Annotated in this window: 18 protein-coding genes; 4 read left to right on the plus strand and 14 right to left on the minus strand. The window is 46.0% G+C overall.

What is annotated here, in order from left to right:
- Window positions 1–251: 251 nt before the first annotated feature.
- The 13 genes from tnpB to pheA form a co-directional block, all read right to left on the minus strand.
- On the minus strand, window positions 252–1,370 hold the full coding sequence (gene tnpB, locus DWX00_RS06615) for an IS200/IS605 family element RNA-guided endonuclease TnpB (protein ID WP_117802548.1): 1,119 nt from the start codon (window positions 1,368–1,370) through the stop codon (window positions 252–254).
- Window positions 1,371–1,375: 5 nt separating this feature from the next.
- Window positions 1,376–1,789: an IS200/IS605 family transposase gene (gene tnpA / locus DWX00_RS06620; protein WP_055222090.1), complete on the minus strand. Its 414-nt coding sequence runs from the start codon at window positions 1,787–1,789 to the stop codon at window positions 1,376–1,378.
- 324 nt (window positions 1,790–2,113) lie between these two features.
- On the minus strand, window positions 2,114–3,670 hold the full coding sequence (locus DWX00_RS06625) for an ABC-F family ATP-binding cassette domain-containing protein (protein WP_117802549.1): 1,557 nt from the start codon (window positions 3,668–3,670) through the stop codon (window positions 2,114–2,116).
- Between the two features lie 258 nt (window positions 3,671–3,928).
- On the minus strand, window positions 3,929–4,753 hold the full coding sequence (locus DWX00_RS06630) for an HAD-IIA family hydrolase (RefSeq protein ID WP_243037976.1): 825 nt from the start codon (window positions 4,751–4,753) through the stop codon (window positions 3,929–3,931).
- Window positions 4,750–5,478, minus strand: coding sequence for a glycerophosphodiester phosphodiesterase (locus DWX00_RS06635; RefSeq protein ID WP_117802584.1), 729 nt, complete (start codon window positions 5,476–5,478; stop codon window positions 4,750–4,752). The genes DWX00_RS06630 and DWX00_RS06635 overlap by 4 nt, the downstream gene beginning before the upstream one ends.
- A gap of 478 nt (window positions 5,479–5,956) precedes the next feature.
- Entirely contained in the window at window positions 5,957–7,375 is a 1,419-nt protein-coding gene (locus DWX00_RS06640) for an ABC transporter substrate-binding protein (protein ID WP_118594955.1), read from the minus strand.
- A 53-nt stretch (window positions 7,376–7,428) separates the two neighbouring features.
- Entirely contained in the window at window positions 7,429–8,241 is an 813-nt protein-coding gene (locus DWX00_RS06645) for a carbohydrate ABC transporter permease (protein ID WP_416388118.1), read from the minus strand.
- Between the two features lie 101 nt (window positions 8,242–8,342).
- The gene (locus DWX00_RS06650; protein ID WP_118594956.1) at window positions 8,343–9,170 is read right to left on the minus strand and encodes a carbohydrate ABC transporter permease; all 828 of its coding nucleotides are present in this window, start codon (window positions 9,168–9,170) and stop codon (window positions 8,343–8,345) included.
- A gap of 55 nt (window positions 9,171–9,225) precedes the next feature.
- The gene (locus tag DWX00_RS06655) at window positions 9,226–10,380 is read right to left on the minus strand and encodes an ABC transporter ATP-binding protein (protein ID WP_118594891.1); all 1,155 of its coding nucleotides are present in this window, start codon (window positions 10,378–10,380) and stop codon (window positions 9,226–9,228) included.
- 605 nt (window positions 10,381–10,985) lie between these two features.
- Window positions 10,986–13,172 carry an RNA degradosome polyphosphate kinase gene (locus DWX00_RS06660; RefSeq protein ID WP_022462391.1) on the minus strand — a complete coding sequence of 729 codons (2,187 nt, stop codon included), beginning with the start codon at window positions 13,170–13,172 and terminating at the stop codon, window positions 10,986–10,988.
- 13 nt (window positions 13,173–13,185) lie between these two features.
- Window positions 13,186–14,727: a Ppx/GppA phosphatase family protein gene (locus DWX00_RS06665; protein WP_022462390.1), complete on the minus strand. Its 1,542-nt coding sequence runs from the start codon at window positions 14,725–14,727 to the stop codon at window positions 13,186–13,188.
- Between the two features lie 83 nt (window positions 14,728–14,810).
- Window positions 14,811–16,139, minus strand: a complete 1,329-nt coding sequence (locus tag DWX00_RS06670) for an ATP-binding protein (protein WP_055222098.1) — start codon at window positions 16,137–16,139, stop codon at window positions 14,811–14,813.
- Between the two features lie 76 nt (window positions 16,140–16,215).
- Window positions 16,216–17,346: a prephenate dehydratase gene (gene pheA, locus DWX00_RS06675; protein WP_055222099.1), complete on the minus strand. Its 1,131-nt coding sequence runs from the start codon at window positions 17,344–17,346 to the stop codon at window positions 16,216–16,218.
- 413 nt (window positions 17,347–17,759) lie between these two features.
- On the opposite strand from pheA, the gene pyrB reads away from it, so the two are divergent.
- Window positions 17,760–18,680 carry an aspartate carbamoyltransferase gene (pyrB, locus tag DWX00_RS06680; RefSeq protein WP_022462762.1) on the plus strand — a complete coding sequence of 307 codons (921 nt, stop codon included), beginning with the start codon at window positions 17,760–17,762 and terminating at the stop codon, window positions 18,678–18,680.
- A gap of 19 nt (window positions 18,681–18,699) precedes the next feature.
- The gene (locus tag DWX00_RS06685) at window positions 18,700–19,137 is read left to right on the plus strand and encodes an aspartate carbamoyltransferase regulatory subunit (protein ID WP_022462761.1); all 438 of its coding nucleotides are present in this window, start codon (window positions 18,700–18,702) and stop codon (window positions 19,135–19,137) included.
- 60 nt (window positions 19,138–19,197) lie between these two features.
- Here the strand turns inward: DWX00_RS06685 and DWX00_RS06690 are convergent, their stop codons facing one another.
- Window positions 19,198–20,379, minus strand: a complete 1,182-nt coding sequence (locus DWX00_RS06690; RefSeq protein WP_022462760.1) for an MFS transporter — start codon at window positions 20,377–20,379, stop codon at window positions 19,198–19,200.
- A 194-nt stretch (window positions 20,380–20,573) separates the two neighbouring features.
- Between DWX00_RS06690 and DWX00_RS06695 the strand changes: the two genes are divergently transcribed.
- Both DWX00_RS06695 and DWX00_RS06700 read left to right on the plus strand, forming a co-directional pair.
- Window positions 20,574–20,858, plus strand: a complete 285-nt coding sequence (locus DWX00_RS06695) for an autorepressor SdpR family transcription factor (RefSeq protein WP_022462759.1) — start codon at window positions 20,574–20,576, stop codon at window positions 20,856–20,858.
- Window positions 20,842–21,474 carry an SdpI family protein gene (locus DWX00_RS06700; protein WP_022462758.1) on the plus strand — a complete coding sequence of 211 codons (633 nt, stop codon included), beginning with the start codon at window positions 20,842–20,844 and terminating at the stop codon, window positions 21,472–21,474. Before DWX00_RS06695 ends, DWX00_RS06700 begins: the two co-directional genes overlap by 17 nt.
- The last annotated feature ends 117 nt before the right edge of the window (window positions 21,475–21,591 follow it).

Raw genomic sequence — 21,591 nt, forward strand, 5'->3', positions numbered from 1 at the left:
GTCAACACCTTTTTTCGAATTTTCTTATTTTTAGAAAAATATAGTTAATTCTGTATATTCATTCTTTTATCTAACTACTTGTTAAATGCAAAAAATCAACAGAAAACACTTTCTGTGACATCCTCCACCACCTGTAGAGGTGGGGGCTTCCCTAACCTCGGTAGGTTTGGTTCTCGTTCGATAGCACCAATGTGCTAAGCATAGGCGAGCTATCCCCGTGTGTCCCACGGTTTTATTATATTACGTTACGGTCATGCCACTACCAGCCGCATTCCCTCATTTCTGATATTAACAGCCGCATTTACATCTCTGTCGTGATGGGTTCCGCACTGCGGACAATCCCACTCTCTGACCGCAAGTTTTCTTGTCTCTGCGTTCCTGTAACCACAAACTGAACAAATCTGACTGCTGGCGAAAAATTTGTCCACCTTCACAAGTTTTTTACCCTGTTCCTCAAGTTTGTATTTCAAGAACCCTGTGAACATTCCCCACCCGTTATCTGAAACAGATTTTCCAAAGTTCAGCATCTGTGACATTGCTTTCATATCTAGGGATTCTATACATACACAATCATAAGCATTTGCTAGCTGCCTTGACAGCTTATGCAGAAAATCCTTTCGTTGACTGGAAACCTTTTCGTGGAGTTTTGCCACCTTGATTCTCTGCTTGCTACGGTTGTTCGAACCTTTCTGCATTTTGGAAAGTCTGCGCTGCTCCCTCACTAATTTTTCCTCTACATTCCTGTAATACTTCGGATATGCAGGTTCATTCCCGTTGCTGTCACGATATAATTCATGCATGGAAAAATCTAACCCCAGAAAACTCTGCATCTCTTTTTCCTGTACTTGATTTTCATACTCAAAAAGAATACTTGCATAATATTTTCCGCCTGGTGTCTGGCTTACTGTTACAGATTTTAATTTGTATTCTTTCGGAACAGCTCTGTGTTGTTTTAACCGGACTTGGCCGGCTTTCGGCAATTTCAAATATCCATTCAATATGGCAATGTTTCCGTTGATACAGATCGTTGAATAGCTCTTTTTATTCTGTTTTTTAGATTTAAACTTTGGAAAACCTGTCTTCGGCTGTTTGAAAAAATTCTGAAATGCCGTATCAAGATGCCGAAGCGATTGTTGTAATGCGACACTGTCTACTTCCCTCAAAAATGCGTATGCTTCTGTTTTCTTCATTTCAGCCATTTCTTTTGCACAAACCGTGTAAGTTACCGCGGTTTTGTCCTCCTCATACTGCCTGATTTTTCTGGCAAGCCAATGGTTGTACACCATTCGGACACAGCCGAACGTTCTGGCAAACAAAACTTTCTGCACATCGTCGGGGTATATTCTGAATTTATATGCTTTGTTTGCCATGTTGGTCACTTCCTTTTTCGATCCGTTTGTCCCTGACTTTCAATGTATTTTTTGATTACTTCCATCGGGGCACCGCCCGTTGTGAGCAGGCAAAAACTCTGGCTCCAGAAATGTTCTTTCCATAATTTTTGCTTTATCTGTGGAAATTCTTTTTTCAGAAGTCTGCTGCTTGCACTTTTATATGCGTTTATGAACTTGCTTATTTCTGTATTTGGATGCGCCTTGAAAAGTATATGCACATGGTCTTTATCGTGATTCCATTCTTCAAGGGTGATATTGTAATTTGGAGCAATATACGCAAAGATCTCTTTTGCCCTGCCGGAAATTGCGTCATCAAAAACCTGTCTGCGGTACTTAACCACAAGAACAAGATGATAGTGCAGCAAAAACACTGAATGTGCATTATTATCCAAATCCATTGTATTTCGACCCCTTTCTGCCATTCGACTGATTCTATTATACCATGATTAGAACCCACTATCAAGAAGGTAACGGACGCAATTCATCTCCCACCTTAGAGGTCGGAGTCTTCTTGCTGAAAGAGGATAAAAGTCCGTTTTCTGCTGACTTTTCTTCTTATTATTAGTCAAGCGGATATTCGCAATCCGTTTCGCTACTTGCTCATAACCGAATAACTGCTTCGCAGCTTATCAGGAGTGACTTGTACCACTCCTGATACAAACAAGTCCCAACCCACTGCTTATTGCTCCACGCAATGGAAGCAGGGGACTTGCTTGATTCGATTAAATCACTTTCGTCGTCCACTCCGAGCAGTCCCATACGCTGGTTGCCAGGCCATCATAAAATTCCGGCTCATGGCAGACCATAAGAACAGTTCCTTTGTACTCTTTCAGTGCGTTTTTTAACTCCTCTTTTGCGTCTACATCGAGATGGTTGGTCGGCTCATCGAGGACAAGAAGATTGGTTTCGCGATTGATCAGTTTACAGAGGCGAACTTTTGCCTGTTCTCCTCCTGAGAGCACACGCACCAGGCTTTCAATGTGCTGTGTGGTAAGACCGCATTTGGCAAGCGCTGCACGGACTTCATACTGAGTATAGGATGGAAATTCTTCCCAGATTTCCTGGATACAGCTGTTGGTGTTGCCTTTTGGCATTTCCTGCTCGAAATATCCGATTTCCAGATAATCGCCAAGCTCCACGTCTCCGCCAAGGGACGGGATCAAACCGAGGATACTCTTTAAGAGCGTTGTTTTTCCAATTCCGTTGGCACCGGTGAGCACGATCTTTTCGCCACGCTCGATCGCAAAGGTCAGCGGTCTGGAGAGCGGTTCTTCATAGCCGATCACAAGTTCTTTTGCAGTCACAACGAAGCGGCCCGAAGTGCGCGCAGTGCGGAAATGAAATTCCGGCTTTGGTTTTTCTTTCGCAAGCTCGATCACATCCATCTTATCCAGCTTCTTCTGCCGTGACATAGCCATATTTCTGGTTGCCACACGGGCTTTGTTTCGTGCCACGAAATCCTTCAGTTCACTGATCTCCTGCTGCTGACGGTTATAGGCAGCTTCCTTCTGCGCTTTTTTGACCGCATAAACCTCCTGGAAGTGATCGTAATCACCAACATAACGATTCAGCTCTTTGTTTTCCATATGATAGATCAGATTGACAACACTGTTCAGGAATGGAATATCGTGAGAGATCAGAATGAAGGCATTTTCATACTCTTCAAGGTATCGTTTCAGCCAAGTGATATGTTCCACATCCAGGTAGTTGGTCGGCTCATCCAAAAGAAGGATGTCCGGTTTTTCCAAAAGTAATTTTGCCAGAAGTACCTTCGTTCTCTGTCCGCCGGAAAGTTCGGTGACATCGCGTTCGAGACCGATCTCTTCAAGACCAAGCGCACGGCCAATCTCTTCTATTCTGGAATCCAGAATATAAAAATCATGTGCATCCATCATCTCCTGGATCACGCCGAGTTCTTCCATCATTGCATTCAGCTCGTCCTCGGAGGCATCGCCCATGGAATCGCAGATCGTGTTCATCCGCTCTTCCATCTCGTACAACCAGGAAAAAGCACTTTTTAACACATCACGGATCGTCATACCTTTTTCCAGAACGGTATGCTGGTCCAGATAGCCGACACGGACGTTTTTTGCCCACTCAACCTTTCCCTCATCCGGCATCAGCTTTCCGGTGATGATGTTCATAAAGGTTGATTTTCCCTCGCCATTTGCACCTACCAGACCGATGTGCTCCCCCTTTAGCAGGCGGAACGATACATCTTCAAAAATCGCACGGTCGCCGAAGCCGTGGGACAGATGTTCTACATTTAAAATACTCATGCATAAATTCTCCTTCTTCTGTTGTATTGGAATTTTCCGATCTCCTGACCGTTTTCTTTTTCATATTATAGTCTGAATCATTATATAGGGAAATTCCCTCTTTTGGCAAGCTTTTTCTATACCGTCCCAGGCTTTTATCCCGTATCCGGAAAGTATCCTTTTCCGCAACAAAAAAGAAGAACTCCTTCGGAAAAAGGTTCTCCTCTCAGAATTCTTCTTTTTGTTTTTTTGTTCCAAAACCATAACCATTTCGGAATTTTAAGAACACTTCTTCTTTTGTCCATACACCCACTCCGCATACATTTCTTTTACGGATGGATACACATACTCCACAAGATACTGCGAGTTCTGCATTTCTTCACGCGTAGATTCACCGGAAAGCACAAGTGCTGCAGAAATGCCCGCCATGTTGGCGCACGCAATGTCCGTATAGAGACGATCTCCCACAAGAACAGCCTCATCGCGCGTTCTGCCTGTCATATCAAGTGCCATCTCAACCATCCGTATGCCTGGTTTTCCGATATAAGTCGGCATACGATGGATCGCATGACCGATCATCTCGCAGATGGAACCGCAATCCGGCACGTAGCCGAATTCAATCGGACAAGCATAGTCCGGGTTCGTTGCAGCGTAATCGAGCTCCGGGCGCTCTATCAACAGCCGACAGATATCCGTCAGTTTTTGATACGTCAGTTCATTGTCATAGCTTGCAAGCACACACGCAATTCCTTCTTTCTCCGGATCGCGGGTGGTACACACACCGAAGCTCTCCAATTCCCGGATCAGAGAGTCCGTTCCCAGCACATAGACGGGACGGGATCCATATTTCTGCTTCAGATAATGCGCTGTTGCAACAGAAGCCGTCAGAAAGTTCGCGCTTGTTGTCGGGATGCCCAGCTTTGCAAATTTTTTCCGGTAATCTGCTACGCTCATCGTCGTATTATTTGTGATAAACACATAATCTCCGCCGTACTCGGACAGTCCGTTTAAAAACCGGTCTGCTCCCGGAATCAGACGGTTCCCCACGCAGATGGTTCCGTCGATATCCAAAAGGAACAGCTTTTTTTCTCCAATCGGTATCACTTCGCGTTGCGGCAGGAAACGGCCACATCCGGATAATTAGTGATGACTGCGTCAACACCGGCCTCCATCAGACGCTCGATCTCCGCCTTATCATTGACCGTCCACACATGCACCGCAAGATCGCTTTCCACATACCGCTGAAGAAAGTCTGCCATCTGCACATGAAAGGTTGCCGGATGAAGAGCTCCTGTTCCGATTTTTTTCGCATAATTCACGACATCATAAATAATATCTGCGTAGAGGATGCCGGTGCTGGCTTTCGGATCCAGTTCCAGAATTTTTGCAATGCTGTAATGGTTAAAGGAAGAATAAATCACGCGATCTTCCATCTCCATCTCTTTTGTCAGCTCGAGTACCTTTTTTTCCAGGTCTTTATACCAGAAAATACCGGTTTTCAGCTCGACATTGATCGTCATTCCCGTTGGTTTTAATGCTTCATATACTTCGCGAAGCGTCGGAATTTTTACATCCTGATACTCCGGATGTGTCTTATTAAAGTTCAGGATCTTTAATTCCGCAAGCGTATAATCTTTGACAAATCCGCTTCCGTCACTGACCCGGTCGATTTCCTCATCGTGGACAACAACCATCTCGCCATCTTTTGTCAGCTGTACATCCAGTTCCACACCGTCTGCTCCCTGCTCTGCTGCAAGAAGAAACGCTTCCAGTGTATTTTCCGGTGCATATGCACTGGCTCCTCTGTGTGCCCATACTTTTGTTTTCATCTCGTATCTGTCCTCCATTTTCCGTTCCCATTTCCAAACCTGCACTCTTTTCTATCTTTTTTCCCGGCTGCAGCTTTTTTCTTTTATCGTAAACCCTGAAAATAAGTCAAGCGGATATTCGCAATCCGCTTTGCTACTTGCTCATAACCGAATAACTGCTCCGCAGTTTATCAGAAGGAGCTTGCACTCCTCCTGATACAAGCAAGTCCCCACCCACTGCTTATTGCTTCACGCAATGGAAGCAGGGGACTTACTTGATTCGGTTAAAAAAAGCGGTACTGACTCTTTTGCATTATTTGGCGGCTTACTATAAATCCGGAAACACGCCGGATTTTTGTCTCCGACGCATTTCCAGTCATATCTGAAAAATCATTTCCGTAACTCGGATCTTCCCCTTCATAGAAACCGTTCAAACACGCTTTGGGAACTCGTTTTTCTTCACTATAGGACGAAATCTTATTTTTGTAAAGCCTGTCTCTTATTCATTTACCAGATTATAGTCCTCGATGGAGCTGTTGATCTGGGAAGCCATTGATTCTACTGCTTTCTCCGGAGTCTCGTTTCCGTTGATCATATTCTCGATTTCTGTTTCCACAATCTGTCTTGCCTCCGGGAATACAGAGAGAAGTGCGCCGGCGTACTGCGGCTTGGAATCGTGCAGCTGGTCGATTGCGGTCTGGAACTGCGGATACTGTTCTACATTATCTTTAAAGGTCTGCTCCTCATCAGCAGCTGTTGTTACTGGGAAGTAACCCGTCTCGGCATTCCAGTATGCCTGAGATTCCGGGGAAATCAGGAATTTAATAAATTTCCAGGTAGCTGCTGCTTTTGCATCATCGTTGTTGTTCAATGCCCAGAGAGATGCTCCTCCGATGGAAACACCGCCCTCATCGCCGTCCTTGATTGTCGGGAAATATGCGGTTCCAACTTCGAAGCTTCCATTGACATCCTGTAAAATCTGCTTCAGAGATGCGGTAGAGCCAAGGGTGATCGCTGCTTTTCCGGAAGTAAAGTCTGTCGTTGCGGTATCACTTCCGGCACGGCCTACGTTTGGTGCAACGTCGGCATCGTTCAGGGCTTTCCACTCATTTAAGATGTTGAGCGCTCCGCCGTTGGAATCAAATTCAACTGCAGTAGCAGCGGCATCACGGCCATTTCCATTATCCGCATAGGAAAGTCCCTGTTTACAGAGCCACTGTTCGAAATACCATCCATAGATGGAGAGTGCCAGCGGTTCACCGGCTCCGCCCTTTGTTTTCAGATCATCACCGATAGCAAGAATTCCTTCCAGGCTTGTCGGAACCTCAGTGATCCCTGCTTTTTCAAACATATCTTTGTTGTAATACAGAATCGGTGTGGACGAATTGAATGGCATCGAGTACAGCTCATTGTTTACCGTATAATAAGCAGCGATATTCGGCTCGATCTGGGAAATGTCATAGCCATCTGCATTAATCAGCTCCTGCATCGGAATGACCCAGCCGGAATCAATCATAAAGCGTGTTCCGATATCATAAATCTGTACCAGGTCTGCTCCCATATTTCCGATCTGTGCACTTTTCAGTTTGTTAATCGTATCATCATATTCTCCCTGATAAACCGCCTCAACGGTAATGCCATCGGTATTCTCTTCATTGAATTTATTGACAAGATAATCCATTGCCTCGCCATTGACACCGCCCATGGAATGCCAGAAGGTAATCGTGGTTCCCTTCGTATCCTGGTTTAAATCCGGTGCTTCTGCGCCATCTGCCGTACTTCCTGCCTCTGTGCTGGCTGTGGTTTCATCTGTTGTCGCACTCTGTGCCTCACTCGTTGTTTTTCCGCCTCCGCATCCGGTAAGCGCCATAGCTGCCATAGAAGCCGCAAGAATTGATGCAATCACTTTTTTCTTCATTTTTTTCTCCTCGTTTTTCATACAGTTTTCTATTCTTTTTTCTGTCACAGGAATCAGCCCTTGACTGCTCCCGAAAACATTCCTTTGATTAAGGCCTTCTGGCCCACGATAAAGATGGAAATGGATGGAATGATAATCATTACCACGCCCGCCAGCATCAGGGTAATCGACTGTGCGTCGACGCTGTTCAGCATACTGATACCAATCTGTACGGTACGCTTGCTGTCCGAACCTGTAACCAGCAGCGGCCACATGTACATATTCCATGCATTGATAAAGGTGTAAACCGCCATTGCTCCCATTGCTGACTTTGTCAGCGGCATCAGGATTTTTACGATAAACCGCAGATTCCCGCAGCCGTCCAGCTTCGCCGATTCATAAAGAGAAACCGGAAAAGTCATGTAGAACTGGCGGAACAGGAAAATTCCCATTGCAGAGGTAAGAGAAGGCAGAATCAGAACAATATAGGTATCGAGCAGTCCGAGACTTCCTACCGTCAGATAATTGGAAATAATGGTTGCCTCACCCGGCACCATCATGGTCGCCATTACCAGCATAAACAGAATATTTTTCCCTTTGAAATCCAGGAAAGAGAAGGCAAATGCCGCAAGAGAACACGTTACAATCTGACCCAGCGTAATGCTGCCCGCAACCAAAAATGAGTTCAGGACAAAGCGTACCAGCGGAATTTTATGAAATGCTTCCACGAAATTTTCCAGCGTCGGATGTTTTGGCACGATGTTCATTGCCATTGTGTAAAGCTCGCCGGACGGCATAAACGCTACACTGATGGTATAAAGCAGCGGAAACAGCATAAACAGACAAACGATCAGGTTCATGGTAACCAACGCTGTTTTCTGAAGCATTTTCTTTCTTTTTGCTTTTGCATTCATTGCCAGATGCAGTGCCTGCAGCTCCTCTGCAGAATAAGTTTTTGGTCCGGCAATCGTAGTTGCTATTGTAGACATCAGTATTTTACTCCTCTCTTTTCCATGCGGAACATAACCAGGGTAAGCGCCATGACAATCAGAAACAAAACAACGGACTGTGCGGCTGCGCTTCCAAACCGGTAATTAAAAAACGCATCACGGTATATCGAATATACAATCAGGTTCGTGGATTCTCCCGGTCCTCCCTGTGTCAGGATTTTCACCTGTCCGAATGACTGGAATGCCTGAATAATGTTAACAACCAGTGTGTAGAACATGATCGGAGAAAGCCCCGGCAGTGTCAGCTTAAAAAATTTCTGTACTGCATTCGCTCCATCTACAGAAGCACGCTCATAAATCGAATCATCAATGTTTCCAAGTCCCGCCGAAAAATACAGGAAATTGATGCCACTGTTCAGCCATGCCGTAAGGACAGCCACACAGATCAGCGCATATTTCGGATCACTGACCCAGTTAATGCTCACATGCAGCAATTTGTTTACGATACCGATCGTGGGATTTAAAATAATCTTGAAAATCATGGCGCCTGAGCTCGATGCTACTGCCATTGGGAGTGCATAGGAAGTACTGAATACCCGGATTCCCGGGAAAGCCTTGCTGCAAAGAACTGCTCCCAGAAGGCCAAGCGCCATACTTCCGACTACAACAATCGCCACAAATTCCAGTGTAACCCAGAGACTGTTGTAAAAGGATGGATTCGATAATAAGCTTTTATAGTTATCCAGTCCCACATACAATTTCGCTTCTCCAAGCTTGTTTGTCTTATACAGGCTCAGATAAATGGTTTTAAAAAACGGATAAAACAGAAAGATGCTAAAGATCACCATACTCGGGATTAGATACATATAAACTTCTGCTTTTTTACACTTTTCGATTACTTTTTTCACTTCTTGCTCCTTCTTATGCTGTTGCACGTTCTTCTTTTTCAACCGGCAGAGATAAAATATTTTCTTCTGTAAACGGATCAAAGATCTGTGCTTTCTCCATATCTGCATACAATGTAATGCTTTCCTTTACAGTAACCGGCACCTCGGAAGGCACTCTTGCTGTAATCAGATTTTTTCCGGTATTCATATGCAGATACGCTTCTGCACCGATCATCTCCCGCAGGTCAACAAATGCCTTCAACTGATTCTCTTCGTAACAGATCCGATGTGCGGAAGCGGTTGTTTCGTCCTGTAAATCCTCCGGTCTCAGACCTAAGATCACCATTTTTCCGAGATAAGCGCGACGAAGCACCATTTCGTTCTCTCCTTTTGCACGAAGGGTAACTCCTCCGTCTGCCTCCAGATAAACCGCTCCGTTTCTTTCCATCACCATCGTTTCCATAAAATTCATACTCGGAGCTCCGATAAAACCAGCCACAAATTTGTTTGTCGGATGGCGGTAAATCCGCTCCGGTGCATCCGCCTGCTGCACAACACCGTCTTTCATAACAATAATTTTTGTACCAAGCGTCATCGCCTCCGTCTGATCATGGGTAACATAAATCACCGTCGTTTTCAGTTCCTTATGTAATTTTGCCAGCTCCACCCGCATCTGTGCCCGCAGCTTCGCATCCAGATTTGAAAGCGGCTCATCCATTAAAAATGCTTTCGGCCGTCTCATAATTGCGCTTCCAATCGCAACTCTTTGTTTCTGACCACCGGAAAGTGCTGCCGGTCTCCGGTCAAGTAAATGCTCAATTCCAAGCATTTTAGCTGCCTCATGTACCTTTTTATCAACTTCATCCTTGGGCTGTTTCCGGATTTTCAGAGAAAACGCCATGTTTTCATATACCGTCATATTCGGATAAAGCGCGTAGTTCTGAAATACCATCGAAAGATCGCGATCCTTTGCTTCTACATAATTACAAAGCTGTCCATCAATCCAGAGCTCCCCGCTCGTAATCTCCTCAAGACCGGCAATCATCCGAAGCGTCGTCGATTTTCCGCAGCCGGAAGGTCCAACAAAAATCACAAACTCCCGATCCGGTATTTCAAGCGAAAAATCCTGAACCGCATAATGTTCCTTATCATAAGATTTACAGACATTCTTCAACACAATATTTGACATTCGTTTTTCTTCCTCCTCGTCTTGTCGAGACTCATTATACCTTTCCTTCCGTAAAGCCCACTACCACCGCTTTGTAAAATATCCGTTAATAAAATAACCGGTTACTTTACAAAAAATGTCCACATTTTCCCTTATCTCCATCCCCTTCTTTTCCAGCCACTCTTCCAGATCACTCTTTGTAAAATCCCCGAAAATCACCCGCAAAACCAATTTTCAAAACAAATTCTGAATAGCCATTCCTTTTCCCAATACCCAACAGATTATTTTTGACACAAAAAAACGCCGCAACTCTCAAAGCTGCAGCTCTTTCTCATCACAACATACCATATTCTTCTTTCATGTCAACGCAGTGGGCGCTCCCGCTCCCACATCCGTGTCCGTCCTTCACACAGCCCCTTAACGCACACAAGGGTGATGCGCATTTGCAGGGAGCGTGTAATTCTTAGGTTCTGGCATTTTGCGTTATGCGCCAAAAATCAACTGTCTGAGCGACAGCGAGTTTTGATTTTTGGCGCATGGTTTTAGCAAAATGACAGAGCCTTAGAATTACTAGCTCCCGAAACCGCGCATCACCCTTGTGTGCGTTACGGGGCGTCCGTCCAAACCTATTCCACCGGTTCCGCCGGCACAAACACCCTGCTGTTTTCCTGTTCTTTTGGTTTTTCCGCTCTTTCCGTTGCCTCCCTGCAGAAATACTCCTGTGAATTCACCAGCATCTTTCCGCGCTTATCCGGCTTTGTATACGTTCCGTCTGCCTGTAAAATACTGGCTTTCACATTATCCTTCATCTGGATATCAAGAATATGCATTACTTCTTTCTTGATCTGCTCATCCTCAACCGGGAACACAATCTCCACCCGTTTTTCCAGATTTCGCGGCATCCAGTCCGCGCTTCCCATAAACACCTCTTCATTTCCACCACTGTAGAAGTAGAAAATCCGCGCATGTTCCAGGAAATTGCCGACAATCGAGCGAACGGTAATATTCTCGCTGACACCCGGGATTCCAACCTTCAGACAACAGATTCCCCGGATAATCAGGTCAATCTTTACTCCGGCTGCCGAAGCACTGTAAAGCGCCGCAATAATATCGCGGTCGCATAACGAGTTCATCTTCGCAATAATATGCGCTTTCTGTCCCTTCTTCGCGTGTTCCTCCTCCATAGCAATCAGATGCAGGAATCTGTCTTTCATCCAGAGTGGCGCAACCACCAGTTTGTTCCAGTGATCCGGCTCCGAATAGCCCGAAAGCATGTTAAATACTGCTGTTGCATCCTCACCGATCTTTGCATTGCATGTCAACAGGCCACAGTCCGTATACAGCTTTGCCGTAGAATCGTTATAGTTTCCCGTGCCAAGATGTACATATCTGCGAATGCCTGTCTCCTCGCGCCGAACCACCAGTGTAATCTTACTGTGTGTTTTCAGTCCCAGAAGACCATAAATCACATGGCATCCCGCCTTTTCCAGCATCTTCGCCCAGACAATATTGTTTTCTTCGTCGAACCGTGCCTTTAATTCCACCAGTACGGAAACCTGCTTGCCGTTTTCCGCCGCCTGCGCCAGTGCCGCGATAATCGGAGAATTGCCGCTCACACGGTACAGCGTCTGTTTGATTGCCAGTACATCCGGATCCTTTGCTGCCTGTTGTACAAATTGCACGACCGGATCAAACGTCATATAAGGATGATGCAGTAAGATGTCTCCTTTTCGGATGTTTGTAAAAATGTCATCCTCATTCATCAGCGCCGGAACTGCTGCTGGAATGTATTTTGGAATTTTATACTCATCAAAGCCGTCGAGCCCATACATTTTCATTAAAAACGTCAGATCGAGCGGTCCCGGAATCCGGAACAGGTCGTCTTCATCGATGTCAAACTCTTTTTCCAGCATCTTCAGGAGCCGCTTATCCATCTTATCTTCCACTTCCAGACGGATCACTTCGCCCCACTGACGTTTTTTAAGCTGCTTCTGGATCTCTTTTAACAGGTCGGAAGCCTCATCCTCATCGATCGAAAGATCTGCATTTCGCATAACACGGTACGGATGCGCGCAGACCACATCGTAGCTTAAGAACAGCTTTCCAATGTTCCGCTCGATGATCTCCTCCAGAAGAATCACATACCGCTGTCCCGTCTTTTCATCCTGCGGAAGCAGAATAAAACGCGGCAGTACCGAAGGAACCTGAACCGTCGCAAATTCCAGTTCTTTCTCCTTTTCCTTCTCCTTGCCTTTCTTCTCTTTCTTATCCTCCGCACGGCTCAGAAGCGAATCCTCTTTCTTCTGCACCAGTGCACCGATATTCAATGTTTTGTTCCGGATCAACGGGAACGGGCGGGCCGAATCCATGGCCATCGGGGTCAGAACCGGGTAAATGTTTTCCTCAAAATAGGAATCCACATACTCCGCCTGCTCCTTCGTCAGCTTCTCGTGCTCACTGATAATCGTAAGGCCAACGTGCTCCAGAGACGGAACCGCCGAGCGATTGTACGTATTGTACTGCAGCTGCACTAGCTCATGCGTCCGTTTGCTGATCTCGGTAAGCTGCTCCTTCGCATCCATGCCGGACAGATCCTTTTTCGTATAGTTTGCATGCACCTGGTCTTTTAGTGAAGCCACACGAACCATATAAAACTCATCCAGGTTGGAGGAGGTAATGCTGATAAATTTCAGACGTTCAAACAGCGGAATACTCTTATCCCGCGCCTCGTTTAAAACACGCTCGTCGAAGCTGATCCAGCTCAATTCCCGGTTTCGAAAATATTCCGGTTTCTTATATGGTGTTATATCCATCTTGTTCGCCTCCTTACATCTGCCGTTTCATCTTAATAATCGGCTGTATGCTGAATACCTCATTGAAAAAATCTAATTTATCCTGGCACAGTCCCTGCTCCAGTGTGAAATCACGGTCAACCGTCAGAGACAGATGCAGTTCTCTCTCCTTTAAGGCAGCGCGGATCGACTGGATTTTCTGCAGGTGACTCCGATCTAGTGCATTCGCCAGACGGACGATTGCTGTCAGCTCCGATACGGTCAGATACTGTTCTGCACTAAGCGACGATTCCATCACCAGCTCATCGTAGGATGGAAGCACTGCCGTATTGTATTTTGCAATCAGTGCGACCATCTCCCGTTCAATATGGGACAGTCCGATGATTTCGTTTGACATGATAATATTATAGGAAGAATCCGCTACATTATTAAGGCTGATGTATTTTCCGACATCGTGCAGCATCACCGCCATCCGAAGCAGCAGCCGCTCGCGTTCTTTCATGCCGTGCATCTTTTTCGTCGCATCAAACATGGCAAGGGCCGTCATCTCCAGGTTCTGGACGTGCGGGCGATTCACCGCGTACCGTTTTCCGATATTTTTTGCCGCCATCAGAATATCATTTTCGAAATTATGACCGCCTTTCAGCAGTTTCATCTGCTCCGCATACTCGTATGCAATACCACGTGTCATATGCACGCCCGGAATCCAGATATGCTCCGCACCCATCATATCAATCAGACATTTATAAATCACAGCAGACGGGTACATCAGTGAAGCGTTTTCCAGCGGAATACCAAGTTTTACAGCAAGCTCCATCGGTGACTGACGGATAATTTTCTCATACCAGGTATTAAAGTTTTCACGGGAAATGATTTTTGTCGTTTTTTCTTCGATATTCTGATAAACACTGTCGGTGAAAACATCGCCGATCAGCATAATGTTTTCGATTTTACGGTCTTTCAGATACATCTTTTTAAAGCTCGATACTTCATTCCAAATCAGCTCTTCGACCATCTCTTCGTAATGTTCCGTCTCACTCTGAATTCCGGCAAGACGCTCGCGGATGCGAAGACTTCCCATGCGGATGTTCTGTGTTGTGACAAGTGCATCCTTGTCGAACAGGGAAATCTGAAAACTGCCACCGTCAAGATCGAGAATCGCAGTTCCCTTTTCAATGATCTTGTTAAAATTGTCCTCCATCGCCGCGAGCGCTTTATAGCTAAGAAAACGCTGCTCCGAGTTGGAGAGAACAGTGACAGAAAAACCGGTCAGCTGATGAATTTTTCCAAGGACATAGAGACTGTTCGACGCCTCACTGATCGCACTGGATGCCGTTGCACGGTAATCGTCCACGCGATAGCCTTCCATAATCCGCACAAAATCTGCGAGTACACGGCACAGCTCTTCTTCCATTTCAGGGCGAATTTTTCCCAACGTGTACGTATCTTTTCCAAGCTCCATCCGATGACAGATCTTATCCACGCTTCGGATTCCCTGTTTTTTGGAGATCTCGAAAATCTCCAGAATGACGTCGTAGCTGCCGATATCAATGGCAGCAAATGTGGAATACTGCATATATGCTTTTCCTCCTTCTTTTTCAAAGGATATCCCAAAAAGCCCGCTCCCAATACCAAGCGGACTTTTTGACCTTTTTCTTTTTACTGTTTTCCGAGCAGATAATCGATAAACTGCTGTGCGGTACGGCCGGACAGACCGCCGTGGGACAGTTCCCATTTGTTCGCTTCTGCCAAAAGCTCTTCCTCACGCAGCGTCACGCCGTATCGTTCGGCCAGTGTGGAAACAATCTTCTGGAATTCTTTCTTATCCGGTGCACCAAAATAGATGCTGACGCCGAAACGGTATACCAAGGATAGTTTCTCCTGTACGGTGTCGGAAGTATGCATATCCTGTCTTGTTCCTTCTTTATCACTGTAATCCTCTTTAATCAGATGGCGACGATTGGAGGTTGCATAAATAAGAATATTGTCCGGACGTTTTTCCAGGCCTCCCTCAATGACAGCTTTCAGGTATTTGTACTCAATCTCAAACTCTTCAAAGGAAAGGTCATCCATGTAAATAATGAATTTATAATTTCTGTTTTTGATCTGTGCAATCAGCTCATTTAGATCCTGAAACTGATGCTTGTAAACCTCGATCATTCGCAGTCCCTGATCGTAATATTCATTCAGGATGCCCTTGATGCTGGAGGATTTTCCGGTTCCGGCATCACCAAAAAGCAGACAGTTGTTTGCTTTCTTGCCCTCGACAAACGCTTTCGTGTTGTCGATCAGCTTCTGCTTTGGAATTTCGTAGCCGACAAGATCAGAAAGGCGCACATCCGGAATGTTGGTAATCGGGATAATCTCAACGTTCTCTCCTGTATGCGCAATACGAAATGCCTTGTGAAGTCCCAGTTTTCCCACTCCGAAATCTTTGTAAAACTGAACCATATCAGCCATAAATTCATCTGCGGATGCAGCCTTTGCCAGACGGATGGCCAGCTCACAGATACGATCCCGGACTTCTTTGTTGAATAGTTTATTCGGGCTGTCCGTGTTCTCATAGGAACTGATGACAGAGGCATCGCCGGACTCAAAAATCTCATCAAAAACACAGATATCGAAATCGAACAGCTCTTTGAAACGGACAAAATCATGTTTTGCCATCTGGTTGATGCTTCCCTCGACTTTTCCGACAATCTCGCAGGAGGTAGAAAATGCATTTTCTTTGTTGACCAGAAGATATGTCAGATAATCGTGCCAGAGATTTCCGGAGAAGCCGTAGCGGTTTGCCATCTCGACAAGGCGGTTCAGTGCCTCATAAAACTGCGGCTCATATGCGCTCATATTCTCACGGAACCGGCGGTCCTTCAGGGAAATCTGAGCATTGACCAGTTTTTTGTAGGTCTCCACCAGTATCGTCATATCGCGCAGTACCTCCCCCTCTGCGAAATCGCGGTAGAGGATACATTCTTCTATTCTAATCATCTTTTGTCTCTTCCTTCCTGTCATTTTTCATTTTATTTATGCGAAAAGGCCGCTTGGTACGGCCCTCTCTTCTGGATTAATAATTTCCGAAAATCCGGAATTTCGCGGATTCTGCCTGCAATCCGCGCAGTGCGTTTTTGACTGCCGGATCGCTTAAGTTCCCCTCGAAATCCACGAAGAAACGGTACTCCCATTTCCGCTGCGGAATCGGGCGGGACTCGATTTTGGTCATGTTCAGATCGTTGTAAATAAAATGTGCCAGTGCGTTGTAAAGAGAACCGCTCTGATGCGGCAGTTCCATGCATACGCTGATTTTCTGTGCATCTTTTACAAAGCGTTTCTGCCCAGAAATGATAACAAAGCGTGTCGTATTTCCCTGGGCATCAAAAATACCTTCTTTTAAGATCTGCAGTCCGAAATGCTCTGCAGCGTACGGACTTCCGACGGCTGCCATCGTAAGATCACCGCTCTCGGATACTTCTTTTGCAGCGGCGGCTGTATTGAGACGCTCTTCCGTCTTCCAGTTTTCATTGGAATCCAGGAAACGGCGGCACTGCGCCAGCGCCTGCGGATGGGAAATCACGGTGCGGATCTCCTCAGCCTTTGCTCCCGGCAGTGCCATCAGCACATGCTCCACCGGCAATTCCTGCTCACCGACGATGTAGTGCGGATATTCCACCAGAAGATCATAAATATCGGATACAATGCCTGCTGTGGAGTTCTCGATCGGAAGCACGGCATAATCGGCTTCGCCCCTCGTAATCGCCTCCATCGCCTCTTTCCAGGTATCTACGTGAAAGCTTGTAATCGTATCATCGAAAAATTCTTTCATCGCACCGAAACTGTAGGCGCCCTCCACACCCTGGAAAACAACTCTTTTGCCGTGTGTCGGGAGGTGGTCAACCTGCGTGTAATCGGTCATCTCCTCGCCGCCGTTTTCTGTCAGCAGCTGATACTGACGCTTCCGGCTGATCGACATGATCTGCTGGAACAGCTCCTGGATGCCTTTTATATTGAATGCATTTGTTCCCTCGCCTGTCAGCTTTTCCAGCTTCTGGCGCTCACGTTCCGCATCAAAAACGGCTTTTCCTGTCTCTATCTTGTACTGCGCAACCTCCGCCGTCAGCGCCATCCGGTGCTGGAACAGGCGGACGATCTCGTCATCGGTGGCATCGATCTCGTCGCGGATTTTTCCTAAGTCTAGCATATCTGGTCCTCCTGATACTCTGCATTTGTTGCAGATATCAATATTTTACTCCATCTCCGTTTAATTTACAAGAAAAGATCTTCCGAAATTCGGCTTTTGTACAATCTTTTTCCTTTTTGACTGCTATTTCACTTTATTTTTTCACATTTCATATTACTCTGCTTTTCGACCTTTTTCCTGCCATTTTTTATCTTGCATTTATCCTGTTTTTGTGTTAAGGTGGAACACAGAAAAAATAAGTTACTGTTCACTCAGCAGGGAAACACCTGCTGTTTCGCTGCGTAAGAAAGTGATTCAGGCGTGAGCAGCCCTCCTTTTGCGAAGCAAAACTTTAAATGAGGGCTGCGAATGTTACCGTTCGCAGGGAACCTGTGAACGGTAACAAAAATAAGGATCTTCATAGGAGGTAATATATGCGACACTTAATGAGTCCCCTTGATTTCTCGGTCGAAGAACTGGATCAGTTAATGGATCTGGCGAACGATATTGAAAAGAACCCGGAGAAATATGCACATGCCTGCGATGGCAAAAGACTTGCTACTTTATTTTATGAACCAAGCACACGCACCCGTCTCAGCTTTGAGGCTGCCATGATGAATCTTGGCGGTACTGTTCTTGGTTTTTCTTCTGCCAATTCTTCTTCCGCTTCCAAAGGTGAAAGCGTAGCCGACACCATCCGCGTGGTATCCTGCTTTGCAAATATTTGTGCCATGCGTCATCCGAAAGAAGGCGCTCCGCTCGTTGCATCGATGTACTCCCGTATTCCTGTGATCAACGCAGGTGATGGCGGACATCAGCATCCGACGCAGACTCTTACCGATCTTCTCACCATCCGTTCTTTAAAGGGTCGCCTGAACAATCTTACCATCGGCTTCTGCGGTGATCTTAAATTCGGCAGAACGGTTCATTCCCTGATTGAAGCGCTGGTTCGTTATACCGGCATTAAAATTGTATTAATCTCCCCGGAGGAGCTTCGTCTCCCGGATTACATCCGTGATGATGTGCTGCGGGCGAACAATGTTCCATTTGAGGAAGTTATTAAAATGGAAGATGTTCTCCCGAAGCTGGATGTTCTTTATATGACCCGTGTCCAGAAAGAACGTTTCTTCAACGAGGATGATTACATCCGCATGAAGGATTTCTATATTCTGGATCAGTCCAAAATGGATCTTGCTTCTCCGGAAATGCTGGTTCTGCATCCGCTGCCGCGTGTCAATGAGATCTCCGTTGACGTGGATAATGACCCGCGCGCTGCTTACTTTAAACAGGTTCAGTACGGTGTTTATGCACGTATGGCCCTGATTCTGACGCTGCTGAACATCAAAGTCGATTAAGAAAGGAGCATCTTTCGCTATGCTGAACGTAGGACGTATTGAAGAGGGCTTCGTGCTCGACCATATTAAAGCAGGAAAGGCTATGACCATTTACCATGATCTGGGACTGGACAAGCTGGACTGTACCGTAGCCATTATTAAAAATGCCAAAAGTGAAAAAATGGGAAAAAAGGACATTCTGAAAGTTGAGTGTTCGGTTGATAAGATGGATCTTGACATCTTAGGCTTTATCGATCACAATATCACTGTCAATGTCATTAAAGACGGCGAGATTACGGAGAAAAAAGAACTTCATCTGCCGAAACAGGTGGTTGATGTGATTAAATGTAAAAACCCGCGCTGTATCACCTCTATTGAGCAGGGATTAAAACATGTCTTTATCCTGGCTGACCCGGAAAAAGAGGTTTACCGTTGCAAATACTGTGATGAGAAGTATACAGGAAACAGAAATAAATAAGAGCTGTACGGCAAAGCGCCCGGAACCACGTTCGGTTTCGGGCGCTTTCTTTTATCTTTCCTATGCAGTTTTTGCTTCTTTCGAACCGAGGCACACAATCAGCCAGCCGATGAAGGCCGCAAGAGATGCGCAGATCAGCATCGCGCCAACACCGGCTGCATCGATAAGCCAGCCGCCAAACAGGGAGCTCATTACATTTCCTGCGGTGATGGTCATCGCCATATATGCCTGTCCTTTAATCGAATCCTGCGGCTCCATGATGCCGTCCACGTAATAGACGCAGGCGACGTTGATCAGCGCCCAGCCGAACATCTGGAACGGCTGAACAGCGTAGTATGTCGGAATATTAAAGGCCAGGAAGGTTCCTATGCTTTTCAGGACAAAAAACAGGCCGGAGAGACGGAGCCAGAAAACACTGCTCTTCTTTTTCAGCAGATAGCCGAACAGAAACATCGTTGGCAGCTCGGAAACTGCAGAGATGGTCATCGCATTTCCCATCTCACCGCTGCCACCACCTTTTGCCATTGCAATCTGATAATTGAAGCTGTTAATCAGGCTATGTGACATAAAGATCAGAATGCAGCCAAGCAGTACTACCACGAAGGACGGATACCGTTTCAGAAAATCGACCGGACCGGCTGCTCCTGTCTCTTCTTTTTCTGCTTCTGCTTTTTTCCTGTCCTTTTTAAACGGAAAGCGAAATACACAGATGAGGAAAAGAATGGTCAGTGCGATAGCCCAGATCGGAATCATGTCTGCTCCAAAGGATGCGGTCAGCCGGCCGAGCAGCCATGATGCAATCGCATATGCAACGGAACCCATGCCGCGCCCGATTCCGTAATCAAGTTCCTCTCCCTGGCGGATCGTCTCCATACCAAGAGAATTAACGAACGGAATCATCAGCATCAGCATCGTAATGCTTGCGCCGTACAGCAGTGTCCTTACCACCATAGAACTGCTTTCTGCCGTTGCAGCAAGGGAAATGATAAGAACAAGCTGAATCAGGTTCGCTCCAAGGAGCATTGTTCGTACGGACGGGCTTTCCGGCCGATCTGCGTAGGATGCCAGCGCAGGCTGCAGAACCGCTGACACGATACAGCCAACTGCCGTCAGAAGGCCGATTTGTGTGTTTGTGAAGCCTTTTTCAAGAAGATAAACGCTGGCATACCCCATCAGTGCCGCGTATCCCATCCAGTAGCAGCCCTGAATCGTGCCGTAGCGCACGGACAGGTGTTTTTTCATGTTTTTGTCCCCCTTTTTCTACAACTTTTCCCTTATCGTAGCGTATTCTGCAGAAAATAGCAACTCAAAATCAACAATAAAACTATTTGGAATTTTTTCGAAATGCTTATTGACTTTTCGCTTTCCATGTGATAAAAAGTATTTAGATGAATTTCTAATTAATTTGCATTCATACTGCCGGAAAGGAGGTTTCCATGGCATTCGCAGAAACGTTTAAAGCTCTCTCCGATCCTGTCCGGCGAAGGATTCTGGAGCTTCTGAAAAACGAAAGACTTTCTGCCGGGGAGATCGGATCGCACTTTGATATGGCAGGTGCAACCATCTCCTACCATCTCGGTATTCTGAAAAAAGCAGACCTTGTGCTGGAATCCCGGGAGAAAAATTTTATTTATTATGAACTCAACACTTCCGTCCTGGAAGAAATCATGCTCTGGATTTCAGAGCTCAAAGGAGGCACTTCTGATGTGGAAAAAATATAAAACAACACTGATTCTGACAACACTCATTTCTCTTTTTCCGATGGTGATCGGACTTCTGCTCTGGAATCGCATGCCGGACACCATTGCCACCCATTTTGGCACAAACAATGTTCCAAACGGCTGGAGCAGCAAAACGATGGCAGTGATCGGTATTCCTCTGTTTCTTGCCGCTCTGCAGATTTTTACCGCTGTTCTCACTTTTTCTGATCCGAAGCGGCAGAACATCGGCCCGAAGATGATCCGTCTTGTTCTGTGGATCATACCTGTAACCTCTCTGATCGTCTGCTGCTCCATCTACGCAAACGCAGTCGGCATCGCAGTTGATATCGGTTTTGTTAGCAATGGGATTGTCGGCCTTCTCTTTATTCTCATCGGCAATTACATGCCAAAATGCAAACAGAACTACACAACCGGCATCAAGGTTCCATGGACCCTTCACAGTCAGGAAAACTGGAACCGCACTCACCGCCTCGCCGGCTGGGTTTGGATCATCGGCGGCGTTGCCATGATCGTAAACAGCTTTCTGCAGCTTGAATGGATTTTATTTCTCACGATCGCAGCGCTGGTTTTGATTCCGATCGGATATTCCTTTCTCCTGTTTAAAAAAGGAATCTAAACCCGGAGAATTTTTTATAAGAAAATTCAACGAAGTTTCCTGTTTAAAAAAGCTTCTGTTCTTCCCTTTTTCCGGGAGGAACAGAAGCTTTTTTATTTCGCGATTTTTATATCTATA

The sequence above is a fragment of the Blautia sp. AF17-9LB genome (assembly GCF_003479185.1).
GTDB classification, from domain to species: Bacteria; Bacillota; Clostridia; order Lachnospirales; family Lachnospiraceae; genus Fusicatenibacter; species Fusicatenibacter saccharivorans.

What these genes read in the sequence shown, in the direction of transcription:
- tnpB (WP_117802548.1), bottom strand. Translation starts at nt 1,370, where the DNA reads ATGGCAAACAAAGCATATAAATTCAGAATATACCCCGACGATGTGCAG.
- tnpA (WP_055222090.1), bottom strand. Translation starts at nt 1,789, where the DNA reads ATGGATTTGGATAATAATGCACATTCAGTGTTTTTGCTGCACTATCAT.
- DWX00_RS06625 (WP_117802549.1), bottom strand. Translation starts at nt 3,670, where the DNA reads ATGAGTATTTTAAATGTAGAACATCTGTCCCACGGCTTCGGCGACCGT.
- DWX00_RS06635 (WP_117802584.1), bottom strand. Translation starts at nt 5,478, where the DNA reads ATGAAAACAAAAGTATGGGCACACAGAGGAGCCAGTGCATATGCACCG.
- DWX00_RS06640 (WP_118594955.1), bottom strand. Translation starts at nt 7,375, where the DNA reads ATGAAGAAAAAAGTGATTGCATCAATTCTTGCGGCTTCTATGGCAGCT.
- DWX00_RS06645 (WP_416388118.1), bottom strand. Translation starts at nt 8,241, where the DNA reads ATGCTTCAGAAAACAGCGTTGGTTACCATGAACCTGATCGTTTGTCTG.
- DWX00_RS06650 (WP_118594956.1), bottom strand. Translation starts at nt 9,170, where the DNA reads ATGTATCTAATCCCGAGTATGGTGATCTTTAGCATCTTTCTGTTTTAT.
- DWX00_RS06655 (WP_118594891.1), bottom strand. Translation starts at nt 10,380, where the DNA reads ATGTCAAATATTGTGTTGAAGAATGTCTGTAAATCTTATGATAAGGAA.
- DWX00_RS06660 (WP_022462391.1), bottom strand. Translation starts at nt 13,172, where the DNA reads ATGGATATAACACCATATAAGAAACCGGAATATTTTCGAAACCGGGAA.
- DWX00_RS06665 (WP_022462390.1), bottom strand. Translation starts at nt 14,727, where the DNA reads ATGCAGTATTCCACATTTGCTGCCATTGATATCGGCAGCTACGACGTC.
- DWX00_RS06670 (WP_055222098.1), bottom strand. Translation starts at nt 16,139, where the DNA reads ATGATTAGAATAGAAGAATGTATCCTCTACCGCGATTTCGCAGAGGGG.
- pheA (WP_055222099.1), bottom strand. Translation starts at nt 17,346, where the DNA reads ATGCTAGACTTAGGAAAAATCCGCGACGAGATCGATGCCACCGATGAC.
- pyrB (WP_022462762.1), top strand. Translation starts at nt 17,760, where the DNA reads ATGCGACACTTAATGAGTCCCCTTGATTTCTCGGTCGAAGAACTGGAT.
- DWX00_RS06685 (WP_022462761.1), top strand. Translation starts at nt 18,700, where the DNA reads ATGCTGAACGTAGGACGTATTGAAGAGGGCTTCGTGCTCGACCATATT.
- DWX00_RS06690 (WP_022462760.1), bottom strand. Translation starts at nt 20,379, where the DNA reads ATGAAAAAACACCTGTCCGTGCGCTACGGCACGATTCAGGGCTGCTAC.
- DWX00_RS06695 (WP_022462759.1), top strand. Translation starts at nt 20,574, where the DNA reads ATGGCATTCGCAGAAACGTTTAAAGCTCTCTCCGATCCTGTCCGGCGA.
- DWX00_RS06700 (WP_022462758.1), top strand. Translation starts at nt 20,842, where the DNA reads ATGTGGAAAAAATATAAAACAACACTGATTCTGACAACACTCATTTCT.